This window comes from Floricoccus tropicus, from assembly GCF_001832905.1.
Classification (GTDB): Bacteria; Bacillota; Bacilli; order Lactobacillales; family Streptococcaceae; genus Floricoccus; species Floricoccus tropicus.
The window spans coordinates 291,394-307,002 of sequence record NZ_MKIR01000012.1; the positions used below are offsets into that span (position 1 = coordinate 291,394).

The 15,609-nt window shown below is 31.8% G+C and carries 19 protein-coding genes; 1 reads left to right on the top strand and 18 read right to left on the bottom strand.

What is annotated here, in order from left to right:
• Positions 1 to 3: 3 nt before the first annotated feature.
• The 8 genes from BG261_RS05180 to BG261_RS05215 all read right to left on the bottom strand — a co-directional run bounded on the left by BG261_RS05180 (position 4) and on the right by BG261_RS05215 (position 6,235).
• Entirely contained in the window at positions 4 to 1,698 is a 1,695-nt protein-coding gene (locus BG261_RS05180; protein WP_070792097.1) for a glycoside hydrolase family 13 protein, read from the bottom strand.
• Positions 1,699 to 1,985: 287 nt separating this feature from the next.
• The gene (locus tag BG261_RS05185; protein ID WP_070792098.1) at positions 1,986 to 3,329 is read right to left on the bottom strand and encodes an MATE family efflux transporter; all 1,344 of its coding nucleotides are present in this window, start codon (positions 3,327 to 3,329) and stop codon (positions 1,986 to 1,988) included.
• An 85-nt stretch (positions 3,330 to 3,414) separates the two neighbouring features.
• The gene (locus BG261_RS05190) at positions 3,415 to 3,807 is read right to left on the bottom strand and encodes an RrF2 family transcriptional regulator (protein WP_070792099.1); all 393 of its coding nucleotides are present in this window, start codon (positions 3,805 to 3,807) and stop codon (positions 3,415 to 3,417) included.
• A 73-nt stretch (positions 3,808 to 3,880) separates the two neighbouring features.
• Complete coding sequence (locus tag BG261_RS05195) at positions 3,881 to 4,336, bottom strand: DUF6678 family protein (RefSeq protein ID WP_070792100.1); 456 nt, start codon at positions 4,334 to 4,336, stop codon at positions 3,881 to 3,883.
• On the bottom strand, positions 4,329 to 4,892 hold the full coding sequence (locus tag BG261_RS05200; protein WP_070792101.1) for a DUF3278 domain-containing protein: 564 nt from the start codon (positions 4,890 to 4,892) through the stop codon (positions 4,329 to 4,331). Before BG261_RS05200 ends, BG261_RS05195 begins: the two co-directional genes overlap by 8 nt.
• Before the next feature lie 26 nt (positions 4,893 to 4,918).
• On the bottom strand, positions 4,919 to 5,440 hold the full coding sequence (locus BG261_RS05205) for a DUF3278 domain-containing protein (RefSeq protein ID WP_070792102.1): 522 nt from the start codon (positions 5,438 to 5,440) through the stop codon (positions 4,919 to 4,921).
• A gap of 23 nt (positions 5,441 to 5,463) precedes the next feature.
• Positions 5,464 to 6,030, bottom strand: a complete 567-nt coding sequence (locus tag BG261_RS05210) for a DUF3278 domain-containing protein (RefSeq protein ID WP_070792103.1) — start codon at positions 6,028 to 6,030, stop codon at positions 5,464 to 5,466.
• A gap of 1 nt (position 6,031) precedes the next feature.
• Positions 6,032 to 6,235, bottom strand: coding sequence for a helix-turn-helix transcriptional regulator (locus BG261_RS05215; protein WP_070788718.1), 204 nt, complete (start codon positions 6,233 to 6,235; stop codon positions 6,032 to 6,034).
• A gap of 165 nt (positions 6,236 to 6,400) precedes the next feature.
• Between BG261_RS05215 and BG261_RS05220 the strand changes: the two genes are divergently transcribed.
• The gene (locus BG261_RS05220) at positions 6,401 to 7,465 is read left to right on the top strand and encodes an endonuclease/exonuclease/phosphatase family protein (protein WP_070792104.1); all 1,065 of its coding nucleotides are present in this window, start codon (positions 6,401 to 6,403) and stop codon (positions 7,463 to 7,465) included.
• Positions 7,466 to 7,504: 39 nt separating this feature from the next.
• On the opposite strand, the gene BG261_RS05225 is transcribed toward BG261_RS05220, so the two are convergent.
• The 10 genes from BG261_RS05225 to trpD form a co-directional block, all read right to left on the bottom strand.
• Positions 7,505 to 8,434, bottom strand: coding sequence for a DUF4767 domain-containing protein (locus tag BG261_RS05225; RefSeq protein WP_070792105.1), 930 nt, complete (start codon positions 8,432 to 8,434; stop codon positions 7,505 to 7,507).
• Positions 8,435 to 8,615: 181 nt separating this feature from the next.
• Positions 8,616 to 9,545 (bottom strand): DUF4767 domain-containing protein, encoded by a 930-nt coding sequence (locus BG261_RS05230; protein WP_070792106.1) that lies wholly within the window; start codon positions 9,543 to 9,545, stop codon positions 8,616 to 8,618.
• Between the two features lie 65 nt (positions 9,546 to 9,610).
• A complete protein-coding gene (locus BG261_RS05235; RefSeq protein ID WP_070792107.1) occupies positions 9,611 to 10,189 on the bottom strand; it encodes a DJ-1/PfpI family protein in 579 nt (192 codons plus the stop codon).
• Between the two features lie 130 nt (positions 10,190 to 10,319).
• Positions 10,320 to 10,667: a 50S ribosomal protein L19 gene (gene rplS, locus BG261_RS05240; protein ID WP_070788721.1), complete on the bottom strand. Its 348-nt coding sequence runs from the start codon at positions 10,665 to 10,667 to the stop codon at positions 10,320 to 10,322.
• Between the two features lie 148 nt (positions 10,668 to 10,815).
• Positions 10,816 to 11,244, bottom strand: a complete 429-nt coding sequence (locus BG261_RS05245; RefSeq protein WP_070792108.1) for an N-acetyltransferase — start codon at positions 11,242 to 11,244, stop codon at positions 10,816 to 10,818.
• Positions 11,245 to 11,292: 48 nt separating this feature from the next.
• On the bottom strand, positions 11,293 to 12,057 hold the full coding sequence (trpA, locus tag BG261_RS05250) for a tryptophan synthase subunit alpha (RefSeq protein ID WP_070792109.1): 765 nt from the start codon (positions 12,055 to 12,057) through the stop codon (positions 11,293 to 11,295).
• Position 12,058: 1 nt separating this feature from the next.
• On the bottom strand, positions 12,059 to 13,261 hold the full coding sequence (gene trpB, locus BG261_RS05255; protein WP_070792110.1) for a tryptophan synthase subunit beta: 1,203 nt from the start codon (positions 13,259 to 13,261) through the stop codon (positions 12,059 to 12,061).
• On the bottom strand, positions 13,248 to 13,844 hold the full coding sequence (locus BG261_RS05260) for a phosphoribosylanthranilate isomerase (protein WP_070792111.1): 597 nt from the start codon (positions 13,842 to 13,844) through the stop codon (positions 13,248 to 13,250). Before BG261_RS05260 ends, trpB begins: the two co-directional genes overlap by 14 nt.
• On the bottom strand, positions 13,834 to 14,607 hold the full coding sequence (gene trpC / locus BG261_RS05265; RefSeq protein ID WP_099098637.1) for an indole-3-glycerol phosphate synthase TrpC: 774 nt from the start codon (positions 14,605 to 14,607) through the stop codon (positions 13,834 to 13,836). The genes BG261_RS05260 and trpC overlap by 11 nt, the downstream gene beginning before the upstream one ends.
• Complete coding sequence (gene trpD, locus BG261_RS05270; protein ID WP_070792204.1) at positions 14,604 to 15,608, bottom strand: anthranilate phosphoribosyltransferase; 1,005 nt, start codon at positions 15,606 to 15,608, stop codon at positions 14,604 to 14,606. The genes trpC and trpD overlap by 4 nt, the downstream gene beginning before the upstream one ends.
• Position 15,609 lies beyond the last annotated feature (1 nt).

The window sequence follows — 15,609 nt, forward strand, 5'->3', positions numbered from 1 at the left end:
ATATTAATGTCTACTAATTACATATCCTTGGGGCTTAAGATTATTGTTATCAAATTCATTACTACTCAAAATGTTATCTATACTAATTTCCTTAACCTCATCACCATTATTTATTACTAATTCAATTGTATCTCCATTAAATGTTCTCTTTATTAATAGCAAGTCTTCATTGTAATCAATGTTTATTTCGCCTTCTTTAATAATTTCATCAGAGTGGATAGTGATTAATTCTTTTACCTTATCAAAAACTTCATTATTCCATTTTGATTCGTCCCAATCAAATCCACGTCTTGAATCTGGATCATAGCCGCCTTCCATTGCAATTTCAGTACCGTAATAAATACAAGGAATACCAATGAAAGTAAATAATAATGCTAGACCAGCTAATAATTTATTTTCTGATTTACCAACCTGAGTATAAAATCTATGAGTATCATGCGAATCTAATAAATTAAGGTTCATCCTATTAACTTGCCAACTATTACGCATTAAAATATTTGATAATCTTTCTGACATTCCTTTTGAATCCAATTCATCAAAAGCAAAGTAATCAAGACAGGCTTTTGTAAATGCATAATTCATAATGCTATCATATTGATCACCCATCAAATAAGGATATGCATCATGCCAATTTTCACCAATTAAAATGGCATCAGACTTTTCATTTTTAACAGCTTCCCTAAACTTTCGCCAAAATACATGTGATACTTCATCAGATACATCCAAGCGCCATCCATCAATGTCAAACTCCCTGATCCAATACTTTCCTATTTCAATTAGATGATTTTGTACATCAGTATTAGATGTATTCCACTTTGGCATGTAATTACATCCTGCAAACATTTCATAATTATTTAATTCCATCGATGGAGCATCATCATGAGTCATAAACCAATTGAAAAATTTTGATTTACTACCATAGGCTAATACATCTTGAAACTCAACACTACTACTACTTACATGATTGAAGACTGCATCAAGAATAACCCTAATCCCATTTTCATGTGCTTCTTCAATAAATTTTTTTAGTTGAAGCTTATCTCCGAATTGAGGGTCAACAGTATAATAATCATCTATATCATATTTATGGTTACTTATTGATTGAAAAATTGGTGTTAAGTAGATAACATTGATTCCTAAGTCTTTCAAATAAGAAATTTTCTTACGAATTCCTTCTATATCTCCACCAGCAAAGCTTTTAGGTGTAGGTATATCACTCCAATCCATATCGATATATGAATCGTCTTTTTCCATATCGCCTCGGTTAAACCTATCTACAAATATTTGATAAAATACTGCATCTTTAGTCCAAGGAATTAAAGGTAAGATATCAGCATCGTTTATATATGGCATTTGGAAACAATTATAAAAACTGTTGTCAAAATTATACGTTGAAGACAGGCCATCTTCACTAAAATAATATATTTGATCATTTTCAGTTATTTGAAAAATATATGCTAATCTAACATCATTTAGAACTAGTTTATGTTCAAAATATGAATAAAGATTATCAGTATATCTTATTTCCATATCAGTATATTCTTGAAACTGTTGAAAACCATATTTAGGTCCATGAACCAGTTTGACTTTTATATCTGAATCTTCCTTTGCAATTCTAAATCTTATCACAAGTTCATTTTTTGATATAGGAAAACAATATCTTGAATCAGGTATATGTGTCATTGCTGCAATATTCATTTTTTCTCCTTAAATAACCAGTAAAATTTATTAATCTAAAAAAAGTAAGTTTTCTATGTTGAATACATGTAAATGTAAGTTCAAGGTAATATTACCATATCAATTATTTTTATGCAATCGCTTTCTTTTATTTTTGTATAATTAATATTTATGTTTAATAGTAAAGCAAGCAATTTATGATAATATCAAAATTCTCCTTACCATAAATTCATGTTAATTTAAACAATCGTTTGCTTAAATATAGAAGTAAAACTGCTTATTCAAAGTACGAATAAACAGTTTAAAAATTATTTAATATTACTTACAAAAAATTTTTTCAATAATATAAAGTTTAGGATGAAAATTAAGCATTCAGATGTAGGTTGGCTAAGCCATAGACCATTATTCCCTAAAAATATTGGAAGTGAAATGATTAGTACTGGATAGATGATCAACTGTCTCAATATATTAGAGCCAGTAGCAAATTTTGCCTTCCCAATCAATGATAAAATCATAGGAACCATTGAATTAAAAGCAACTAAAGGTAAAAGAAAATTGTAGAGTCTTAAACCATTTGCAGATATTGCCCTAAGATTTGCATCATTTGAAAATATTGATACCATTTGACTTGATAAAAATTGGATGGCTATCCAAGCAATAACTAAAAATAAGCTCGCAAATTTTAGAGAATTGAAGAAAGTTTTATTGACTCTTTCTGAATTTTTTTGTGCCACATTATAAGATAAAATTGGCATTATTCCTTGATTAATTCCACTTACAACCATCATTATGAGCATTGTTATAGATGATATTGTTGCCATCGCACCTATATATAATACCCCTCCATAATTTTGAAAGGCAAAGTTTGATATAACCTGTGATATTGAAATGGATAATTGAGTAAACATTGGTACCATTCCAACAGAAAAAATTCCTGAAAGAATAATTTTATTTAATTTAAAATCATTCATTTTAGGTTTTATGATGGATTTTGTCCTATTCATATAAAGTAAGCTAATAAGCATTACTAGAATTTGCGAAATAATAGTTGCCACTGCAGCTCCTTTTATTCCCCAACCAAATGAAAATAAGAAAATCCAGTCAAGTACTATATTGAATACTGCACCCGTTAACATGATTAAAGAAGCAATATTAGGACTTCCATCTCCTCTTATTAAGACAGGTAGAGCAAAGCTGAGTATTGAAAATATTGTCCCAAACATTAGAGTTGAAATAAAATCGTTTGCATAGTCATAAATTTCTGGGCTTATTCCAATTAAATTAAAAATTGCATCTTTAAATAAATAGTAAAAAATTGTAATTAATAATCCAGAAATTACTGAAATAGTAAGGGCATTTCCGACTACTTTTTTTGCTTTGGATTTATCGGCTTGACCTAAAGCCATAGAAATTTGTGCAAGTGAACCAAATGCTATACATGCTGCAACTGCCATTACTATGGTTGTTATAGGCATTGTTGCACCAATACCTGAAAGTGCTAGACCTCCTCTATGGTCTGGTAAATTTCCTATAAATGCCCTATCAATCATGACATAAGCAGCATTTATGATAAGTCCTATTATTGCAGGCATTGAGTATTTAAAAATTAATTTATTAACTGGTCCATTTCCCAGTTCTTCTACTTGATTCATTTCATCTCCTTTTTGTAGATATTATAGAGTTAGGTTGTCGTTAATTGAAAATAATAAAAAGTAAAGATTAATCTCTACTTATTATTTATAAACCTTCTAATTCAGATAGTTTTTGTAATTTAAGATAGTCCCACATGGCAATTTCAGCAGCTTCTAAAGTTGTATTTATAGGGCACTTATTCTCTTCATTACCACTTAAGCACTCCTTATTATCAGTCAATGCTTCTGTTGCCTTTATAACGTCAAAAAAAGTTATGTCATTAAAGTTTGACCCAAGTTTGTAGCCACCTTTTACACCTGATACAGAACGAACTAAATTTTCTTTTGCCAGTAGGGTTAAAATTTTCGATAAATATGACGGTGAAACTTCAAATTTCTCAGCTAATTCATTTATTGTCAGATTAACCTTGTTAGCATTATTTTGCACCATGTAAGTCATGACATGTAAGCCAATATTTGTAGCTTTAGTAAACTTCATATTTTACCTTCTTTCAATTAGCGATAAGCACAGTCTATAATATCTTTTTAATTAAGTCAAGAAATTTATATTCTTACCCTGCTTTATATCCATATATCAAATATGTATTATTCTTCTCAATTTCATAATGTATTTTATATTTATTTAGAAAATATTCGAGCTCATCACAGGCATCTATCACATCATATGATAAATTTTGCCTATTATACACATGAAGAATGGGATGGATTCTAATCCATTCAATGTGAAAAAATTCTGCATCTGTCTTGAAATAATAGCATCCATCTCCCCAGTCTCCAGTATAGTTAATAATTCCTTCAAAACTATAATAGCTTCCCTCATCACGTTCTTCTAAAAGATATTTTATATCGTAGAATGGTTTAAAGGGCATTTTTGTGTTCATTGCTTCTACTAAATTTCTCCATTTCGTATTATTCATATAGGACGTCAATCCTCTTTGATTAATTACATCTTTTGCCTTAAGCTTCGCTATTCTTTCTTGCTCATCAAAATTTTGGTTTTCAATCATTCTCCTCTTCCTCCATGGCAACTGTACGAGAAATGTTTTGTTTGATTAGTTTAATTTTCTTACGACGATCACCAAAATAATATCCAATAGATAATGCTACAGGAGATAGTATATTACTCAAATTAAAGTCAAAAAATGATTTTTTAAAAGTTATGATATTCATAATTCCGACAAGAATAATGAAAAGAATAAAATAATATATAGAAAATTTAAGGGAACTAAGTTTTGCTTTTTTTTCATACTCCTCAAGCTGATTTGGATATATAGTAATAAAATTTAATCTCGCTTTTTCAACAGCATGAGATACGTAATATTCTATTCCACCTACATAAATTGTCATGTTTAATAAAATTAGTAATTGAATCAAATTTCCATTAATTCTTGGGTAAAAAATCACTAACAATACATTAGATATTACAATGTAGGCACTTGAAAAACTCAAAGTATTATTACCTATTCGATTAATTTCCTTTTCTGTATATTCGTCAATTGGTCCTTCAATCTTATAAAATTTTCTTATTATCTTTAACCATAAGTTATCTTTTACTTCATTCATAACAACATCTCCTTTTGAAAATATAATTAATCAATATTTGCTTCCTCAAACGACTTTCTCATAATATTGAGTCTTACAAGATACATGTTTATTCCAGCTACAAATGACCAAAGTATTGAAGCAATAATGTCTTTAGTACTCAGACTTTTTTCAATAAGAAATGTAAGCATACATAAGAAAATAAATAAAATTATCGCAGCTATGAAACTTTTTCTTACATCTTTTTTTATCATTTTGTTAGATACAGTCTGATTAACTCCAGCATTATAAGCCATTAGTTTTGTTATTTGTGTTGATGTATAAATAGCTAATAAAAATATTCCAAAGACTAGCGAAATTAAAGCAATAGATAGAAAAACTTTTTTGTCTAAAAAGAACCAAGATAACAGTAATATTATGAAATCAGTGACTAAACATGCCACAGATAATAAAAAGTCAACTTTTCCAACTTTATTTATTTCTTCCACAGTATATTTACTGGTTGGCTCCTTTATTTTATATATTTTTTTAACATTTTTTATCCAAAATGTTTCTTTTTCCTTCCCCACAATTTTCTCCTTTTGATATTAAATTAATCTTCTTCCATTGCCTCATTTGCTCTTATCGATTTTTTGACTTTATTTCGTCTACCAAAATACATCAATAATCCCCAAAGTAAACCACAAATTATTTTCGATATCATATTCTTTAGACTAAAAACTTGCGACCATGATGTACCGTCAAGCTTAATTGCAGTAAATAGTACATCCATTAAAAATATTCCACACGTAAAACTTATAGTTGCAATAGTCAATTTTTTTCTTTCACTTTTCATCACCCTATCATAGTCTTCTGCTGTAATATCAGAAAATCCGACTATTTTATATTTATTCATTGAATAGGACATATAAAAAGTAATTATTGTTAGATATAAAAACAAATAAATCATTAGTGAAATTGGAAAATTATCATAGCTTAAATATTCCCAAGCTATTAATAAAAGAGGGGCACTTATTATTATGTATATTGCAGAAAATATAAAGCAGAAATTTCCGATTTTATTTATAGTTTTCTCAACATATTCATCTACTGGACCTTCAATTCCATAAAATCTTTTCATTATTTTAATCCACAATGTTTCGCTATTATCTTTTTTCACCCTAGTCTACCTCATTCCTGCTGTCCCAAAACAAAGTATTCAAATCCGTTTCAAGAATCTCTGCAATTCTGATACACAAGTCCAAAGACGGATTATATTTGTCGTTTTCAATCATATTAATAGTTTGCCTGGCTACTCCAGCTTCCTTGGCCAAAACTTGCTGGGATATTTTCAGGTTTTTTCGATACTCACGCACCTTATTCATTATTAAACCTCTTTATTATATTTCCGGAAATGTCATATATATATGACTTAATTATATTTTAGCACTAGATTAGTTTTTGTCAACTATATATGACAAAATTAGAACATTTTTCATTTACTTACTTTTTTCATATCTATGATAAAATATAAAAATAGGAGAACTTATATGACATTACTGTATACATTATTAGCATTTATTGCTTTGATACTACTTATTTTTATTATTTATATTGCATATCTTTTCACCACATATAAAAGACTTCCAGATACACAAAATCTAAAAACCGAGATAAGGAATACTAGCAAATTAAAAACCAATACAAGCTACCGAGCACTATCCTTCAATATCGGTTACGGTGCATATTCCGCAGATTATAGCTTCTTTATGGAAGGTGGAAAAAGTTCTAGAGCATATAGCCCCGAGGCTGTGAAAGAAAATATAAACGGACAACTGCAAGAAATTGAAAGTGTTAATCCTGATTTAATTTTCTTGCAAGAAGTTGACATTAGAGGACATCGTTCAAAAATGGTCAATGAAGTACAGTTTTTCAACGATAATTTACCTGACTATTCAAGCGTTTTTTCACAAAACTACAATTCAGCTTATTTATTTTATCCATTCACAAAACCAATAGGAAGTGCTAAATCTGGTATTTTAACCCTAGCAAAAGCAAAACTTGAAGACTCTATTAGATATTCACTACCTATTGATACTGATTTTAATAAATTAATGGACTTGGATAGATGTTTCTCAGCATCAAAAATCCCCCTAGAAAATGGAAAATATCTACAAATAGTCAATACTCATGTGTCAGCCTACAGCAAAAATGCAGAAGTAAAGATGGAACAATTTGCAAAACTATTCAACTTTATTGATAAAAGCTACCAAGATGGGAATTACGTAATTGTAGGTGGAGATTTCAACCACGATATAATTGGAAATAGTCCTCAACTATTTAATGGTACAAGCGAACGAGAAGTATGGGAACAACCTTTCCCAATTGAAGATATACCTGATGGATTTACACTTTTTAACGAAGGGCTTGCAGAGGCTGTGGTCCCAACAGCACGTGGACTAAATATTCCTTATAAAAAAGGGGAAAGCAAATTAATGATAATAGATGGATTTCTTATTTCTAATAATGTTATAGCAGAATCAATTCACGCTATAGATTTAGAATTTGCACACTCTGATCACAATCCTGTATACATGGATTTTAAATTAATATAGACAAAAACGATTCAGTTAGAAAACTGAATCGCTTTTTATTTAACCATTCATTGCAGAAAATTCATTTATTAAATCTTGATCATTTGAAATATTAAAATGAATTCTTCCATCAGGCATTTCTATATTTTGACGGGTTAGCAAGACTATAGGCTGCCCATTTTGATAACAAAAAAGATATAAATATCCTGTCAATTTTGCTTGACTAATATATCCATAGGATGCAACTACTACATAATCTGCATCTCCAATTCCATTTGGCGAGAATACCATACTCACAGGTTTATTATCAACTGAAAAAGGAACCTTTCCAATATCACTTGGAAAAAATAATCCGAAGAAATCTATATCTTTTCCAAGTTTTCCTTGAGAATAGGGCTGATTCATAATTTCACTCCAGTAATTCATAAAATCTGCAAACTTTTTATCTTTTTGATCATCCCATAAGTCATTTGAGTTGGATACACTTGCTTTTGATTCTTCCTCAGTTTTCTCAGAAGGATTATTTTTCGTTTCCGAGTTAGTAGATTCTATTGACGTACTTGATGTACCAATCGCTTTCGGTTTACCTTTGTCTTTTCCATCACTATTTTCTACTAACATTTTTTCAACTTTCAATTTCACTTCTTGTGCATAATTTGAGCCTGATTTTGATGAATAGAATTTACTACCTGCTTTAGGCTCTTGGCTGATAACCATATAATCAGACCTATTTTCTTTCGTTATTTTTTTACTATCAATATTTGTAATAATGAAATTGACCTTGGCTTCTCCGTTAGAATTTTTATATACTTCCTCAGCCTTGCCATTATCATAAACATTTATATCAGAATCTTTAAGGTTTATTCCAACATAATCTTTTAAAATATATTCATCACTACTTCCCTTGGATTCATTTTTTCCCTTACATCCACTAAATATCATCATGCAAGATAACATTATTATGCTTAAAATAAGTACTTTTCTTTTCATATACTATTATCCTTCACACTTTAATATTCTAAATAAATTATATCATAATTGTTTGTCACTAATAATATACAAAAAAGTAGCGTGATAATCGCGCTACTCAAACTCTAATTAACTAAGTAGATATTCTGTATATCAACATCAGTTTACAAAGAACCAGTTATTCCAACTAAATCATTTTATATTAACTATTTAATGCTGAAAATTCATTTATTAAATCTTGATTTTCTGTATACTTGAAATGAATTCTTCCATCTGGCATTCCTTGATTTTGTCCAGTGACTAAGACAACTGGTTGACCATTTTGATAACAAAACAGATATAACCAGCCAGAATTTTTTACCCCACTAATATATCTATAAGTCGCTGCTACAACATAGTCAGCATTACCAATACCGTCAGGCGAAAATACCATACTCACAGGTTGATCATTAACAGAAAAGCCAACTACTCCAATATCACTTGGTAAAGAAAGACCAAAGAAATCTATATCCTGTCCAACCTTACCCTGAAGATATGGTTGTTGATTCATGGTTGCACTCCAATTTTGCATGAACCCTGCTAACTCTGTATCTTTTTGATTATTCCATAAAGCAGACTTAGTTGTGCTTTCTTTTGATTCTACTTTTGACTCCTCTGGAATCTCTTTTTTTGTTTCTGAATTAGTAGTTGATGTTGAAGAAGTTGATGCTTCAGCAGTACTTTCTTTACTCTTATCTTTTTCACTACTATCACTTACTGAAACTTTTTTGACTTTTAACTTCACTTCTTCAGCATAATCAAATTTAGATTCCGATGAAGAAAATTTACTTCCAGCCTCTGGTTTTTGATCTATAATTTTATAATCACCCATATTATCTTTAGTTATGGCCTGACCGTCTTCATTTTCAATAATAAATCTAACCTTGACTTCCCCTTTTGAGCTTTTGTATGTTTCTTCAGCTTCTCCACTATCTGAAATATTTATATAAGAGTTTTTCAAGTTAACTCCTTTATAGTCCTTTAAGGTGTACTCATCACTCTTAGCCTTAGTTTCATTCTTTCCCTTACAACCAGTAAATATCATCATGCAAAACAACATTATTAAACTTAAAATAAATACTTTTCTTTTCATTAATCACCTCAGTAGCCAGTTTCTATTCATATTATAAATAAGATTCGTTAAGTATCATATTTTTATTAAAATCCCATTGCATCCTTAACAAGTTTCTTATTTTTCTCTCCACTTAATTTTGACAACAATTCAAATGCTACATCAGCTGCTGTTTCTGGACAGTAAGAAGTTATAACATTTCCATCAACTACTACCCTTTCATTTACAACATCCACACCAAAATCTTTTAGTTGCTTTTGTCTATAGCCATTCTTTAAATGATATGTTGTATCTTTTCTATTCTTCAAAATCCCACTTTTTCCAAGCGGTAATGCTGCAACACAAATAGATGCAATAGTCTTATCTTGATTATTAAATTCTCTTATTAATTCTAAAAATTTATCATCAAATGCTTCACTATAAAAATCAAACTCTTCAAAACCACCAGGAATTGCTAATGCATCATAATCTTTTACTGAAATTTCATCTATAGTTCTATCCATAATTATAGGGACATTAAATGTGCTCATTACAGTTTCAGTAAAACCACAGGTTTCAACATCTACTGGTATATCAAAGTCATTCCTAGCCCATCCCATAACATCAATAAAAACACTAAACTCCATTGCTTCAAAGCCTTTTGCACAAAAAACTAATATTTTCATATGTTATCTCCATTTATTTAATCATTTTGATAAATTATAATACATAGTATATCATATAAAATATTAGAATCATTATAAAATTAATACAAAAAAACTCCCTTTCGGGAGTTTCAATCTATCGTAAGATATCTTAACGACGGATTTCTTTAATACGAGCTGCTTTACCTTGTAATGCACGCAAGTAGTAAAGTTTAGCACGACGTACTTTACCGTAACGTACTACTTCAATTTTGTCTACACGTGGAGTGTGTAATGGGAATGTACGTTCCACACCAACACCGTTTGAAATTTTACGAACTGTGTAAGTTTCGCTGATTCCAGCACCACGACGTTTAATTACAACACCTTCAAATAACTGAATACGTTCGCGAGTTCCTTCGACAACTTTCGCGTGAACACGTACAGTGTCACCAGGACGGAAAGCAGGGATGTCGCTACGTAATTGACCTTCTGTTAAAGCTTCGATTAATGGATTCATTTTTTCTATTCTCCTTCTCGATAATCTTATAATTCTATTTTTACAGCGGATTACCTGTGATATTTTTATATGTCCATCACATACCTGTCTACTATATCAAAATGATATTTCAATGTCAAGACACTTACAATCATTCCTTCTAATGAATTTACTTAATCCAAGACATGGTAAACTCTTTCTCATTATTATCTTCATCAATATTTTCAGACTCTATAATAAAATCTGCCTTTTTATAGAATTCTATTGCTGATATATTTTTTTCATAGACACTGAGTTTTAAGCTAGGTTTTATTTCTTTAATATAATCAAGTAACTTACTTCCTATACCTTTAGCTTGATAGTCATTTCTTACAAAGATTCCAGCAATATAGTTATCTGTTAGCCCTACAAAACCAACTATCTGCCCATCAGTTTCTTCTTCAAAAACATAAACCTCTGCCTGCGGTAAAATTTCCTTTACCATTTCAAAATTATTTTTCCAATAATCTCCTGGAATAAAATCATGTGCTGAAATATTTGTATCAAGCCAGAGCTTCATAATATCAGTCAAATCATTTTCTTCAAATTTTCTTATCATAGTCAAATCTCCCATTCAAAAAATAATTATACCATGATTTTCTTTCAATTATTTAACATCCACTGCCTTAGAAATAAAGTCAGCTACTTCTTCTGTGTCTCCTTCATAAAGTTTTTCTACTATATAAGAACCCACAATTACACCATCTGATACCTTATCAAATCGTTTTACATCATCAAGGGTAGAAACGCCAAATCCTGTAACTACTGGGATTGGAGAAAGCGCCTTAAGGTCTGCTAAATGCTTATCTAAACTATCTTCATAAGAATTTTTGCTACCGGTAACACCATTTATCGACACTGCATAGATGAATCCTTCAGCATCCTTGACCAACTGTTCCTGACGCGTCTTATCAGTCGATAGAGAGACCAGTCTGACAAAAGCGATATCGGAAGTATCCACGTATTTGCTAACGAAATCCTCATGCTCATAAGGAAGATCTGGAATTATCACTCCCTTAACGGCTGTTCCTTTCAAAGCTTCAAAAAAGTTTTCAATACCGTACTGATAGATTGGATTGAAGTAAGACATGATAACAAGAGGTGTGTCAGTTTCAATATTTTTCAACTTATCAATAATCTTGCTTAAGCTTGTGCCATGTGCCAAACTCCTAAGCCCTGCCAACTCGATTACAGGCCCGTCTGCGACTGGGTCAGAAAAAGGAACTCCAATCTCAATTGCTGAAACTCCAAGATCCGAGAGAAACTTGACTGTTTCTTCTAATCCATCAAGCCCATCTTTATGGTCTCCAGCCATAATGTAAGGAATGAATACTTTATTTTTTTCAGATAATTTTTTTGTCAAAGTTTTCATATTAATTTTCACCTTTCTCTGCTAGAATCTTACGAACTTGATCAACGTCCTTATCTCCACGACCAGATAAGTTAACAATCATAGTTGCATCGGGACCTAATTCTTTTGCTAGTTTGATAGCATATGCCACAGCATGTGAACTTTCAAGTGCTGGAATGATTCCCTCTTTTTGACTTAATAATACAAAGGCTTCCAAGGCTTCTTTATCAGTAGCACTTTCATATTTAGCACGACCAGTTTCATTAAAGTGACAATGTTCAGGTCCTAATCCGGGATAATCAAGACCGGCTGAAATTGAATATGCTTCTAAAATTTGTCCATTTTCATCTTGTAAAATATCCATAAGTGTACCATGAAGGACACCTGGTTTACCTTTAGTAATTGTTGCAGCGTGTTCATTTGTATCAAGCCCAAGACCTGCAGCTTCAACCCCGTAAAATGCTACTTCTTCATCATCTACAAAAGGATAGAATAAACCAATTGCGTTACTTCCGCCACCTACACAAGCAACAAGAGCATCTGGTAATTTTCCTTCAGCTTCTAAAATTTGTTTTCTTGCTTCACGACCAATAACAGATTGGTAATCACGCACAATTTCAGGATATGGATGTGGTCCTAAGGCACTTCCAATTACATAATGAGTATCTTCAACTTGAGTAGCCCACGCGCGTAGAGCTGCATTTACCGCGTCTTTTAACACGCTTGATCCATCGGTAACTGATACAACTTTCCCACCAAGAAGCTCAATTCTAAATACATTAAGAGCTTGACGTTTTACATCTTCTGCTCCCATATAAATAGTACATTCCATCCCGAACAAAGCTGCTGCTGTCGCAGTCGCAACTCCGTGTTGACCAGCTCCCGTTTCAGCAATAATCTTATTTTTGCCCATTTTTTTAGCCAGTAAAACTTGACCTAAAGCATTGTTAATCTTATGAGCTCCTGTATGGTTAAGGTCTTCACGCTTCAAATAAATCTTAGCACCACCAGCATATTCAGTAAGGTTCTTAGCATAATAAAGAGGATTTTCTCGTCCAACATAGTTTTTCAAAAGATCATCAAATTCCTTTTGAAATTCTGGATCATTCTTGCTTTCTTCATAGGTCTCTTGAAGCTCCTTGACGGCTGCCATCAAAGATTCGGGAATAAATTGTCCTCCAAATTCTCCGTAAAAGCCCTTTGCATCTGGATTAGAATACGTCATAATTTTTTGTCCTTTCTATAAAGGATTTAATCTTAGCTAAATCCTTGACTCCGTTAGTTTCAATACCGCTCGAAACATCAACTCCTAAAATTTTGTCACCAAAGAATTCCACTGCCTGTACCACATTCTCTGGATTAAGACCTCCTGCTAAAATAAATTTTGCTTCAATCTGTTCAAGGGGAAGACTGTTCCAATCAAATTTTTGTCCACTTCCACCAACTGAACTATCAAGAAGTATTGTCATATCTTTAAGGTCATAATAATATATTTTCTTATAATCATCAAATGATTTAATAACTGGTTTGATAATTTTTCTAATGTAGTCCATATCCTCTTGACCATGAAGTTGAACAATATCTAAACCAGCTTGGTTAGCAATATCATTTACAAAATCAATATCTTCATTTACGAATACACCAACTTTTTTTACATTACTTGGAACATCTTTGGTAATTTCAATCAATTGCTTAGGAGTTATTTGTCTTTTTGACTCACTAAGGATAAATCCTAGATGAGTTGCCCCACTAGCAACTGCACAATCAACAGCCTCTTTAGTTCTTAATCCGCAAGTTTTAATAATCATTGCGTTCCACCTTAAGTGATTTGAGAGCCTCTTCCACATTAGAAGATCTCATCAATGATTCACCAACAAGAATTCCATTGACATAAGGAGCTACAAATTCAGCATCACCCTCTTCTTTAATTCCTGATTCCGAGATATAAAAGCGATCTTCTTGAAAATATTTAGAAAGTTTCTCAGTAGTATCAAGAGATACTTCAAATGTTTTGAGGTTACGATTGTTAATACCTATCAACTTTGCGCCAAGTTTGTGAGCCTGTTTTAGCTCTTCTTTATTGTGAGTCTCCACTAAAACTTCAAGACCAAGACCAGTAGCATAATCATACAGCTCTTTTAATTTATTATAATCTAAGGCTGCTACAATCAGTAGAATCACCGTTGCGCCATTATTGACTGCCCTGTTAATCTGCTTCTTGTCAATGATGAAATCTTTGTTGAGAGTAGGAATTTTAACCTTACTTGAAATTTTCCTCAGATACTCAATGTCTCCCTTAAAATATACTTGATCAGTTAGGACTGAAATTGCCATAGCTCCTGAACCTTCATATGATTTAGCCTGAGCTATAATATCAGCATTAGTATTTATATCTCCCAAAGATGGGCTCGCCTTCTTAACCTCAGCAATAACTTGGAGCTCCTGTGAATTTTTCGACAAATAATCGACAATTTTGTAGGTCTCTCTTAACTTACCAGGCTTTTCATCTGATATTTCAGCAACTTCTTTCCTTTTTTCCGTCAAAATCTTATCTAAAAAATCCATCCTCACCTCTGATATTCCTGTAAAAGTTCAAGTTTTTCAAGTGCTTTCCCCGACTTAATCAAATCACGCGCCATAACACACCCCTCTTCAATCGAGTCCACCTTGCCATTAGCGTAGAAACCCAATCCTGCATTTAAAACAGTAGTCTCTAGATATGCTGAATCCTCTCCATGCAGTACTCCCAAGAGAATTTCTGCATTCTCCTTAGCATCTCCTCCTCGAATATCATCAGGATTTATTTCCTTAAGTCCAATATCACTGGCTGAAAATTCCTTTACCGAAACCCTTCCCTTGTCTAAAAAAGCATATTTATTTACTCCAAATAGACTAGCTTCATCCATACCATTTGCTCCACTTATTACCAAGGCACGTTTACGACCTAACTTATTAAGAACTTGAGCAGTTTGTTCAAGCATCTCTGGTTTACTCGTTCCAAGTAACTGGCATTCTAAATTAACTGGATTAATTAATGGTCCGATTAAATTCATAATGGTTGGTATACCAAGTTCAAGCCTAGCAGGCATAACTTCCTTCATCTTGGGATGTAGATTCTGAGCGAAGAGAAATACAATCCCTATTTCCTCTAAGACTTGAGCTAATTTTTCAGCAGGAAGTGAGAGATTGATACCTAATTCTTCCAAGACATCAGCCGAGCCAGACTTACTAGAAATACTACGATTACCATGTTTTGCTACATTGATTCCACCAGCTGACAGTACAAAGGCTGTTGTAGTTGAAATATTAAATGATTGACTTCCGTCTCCACCAGTTCCACAATTATCCATTGCATCTGTGACATTTGTTGGAACAAAAACTGTCTTATCAGCCATCGTTTTTGCAAGACCTGTTACCTCATCAACAGTTTCACCTTTCATCTTAAGAGCTGTTAAAAAGGCAATTATCTGTCCTTGACTATAAAGTCCTGAAAAAATATTTTCAGCTACTTCTTGCATTTCCTCAACAGTTAGATTTTCAAATCTTGAAATTTTATCTAAATATACTTTCATA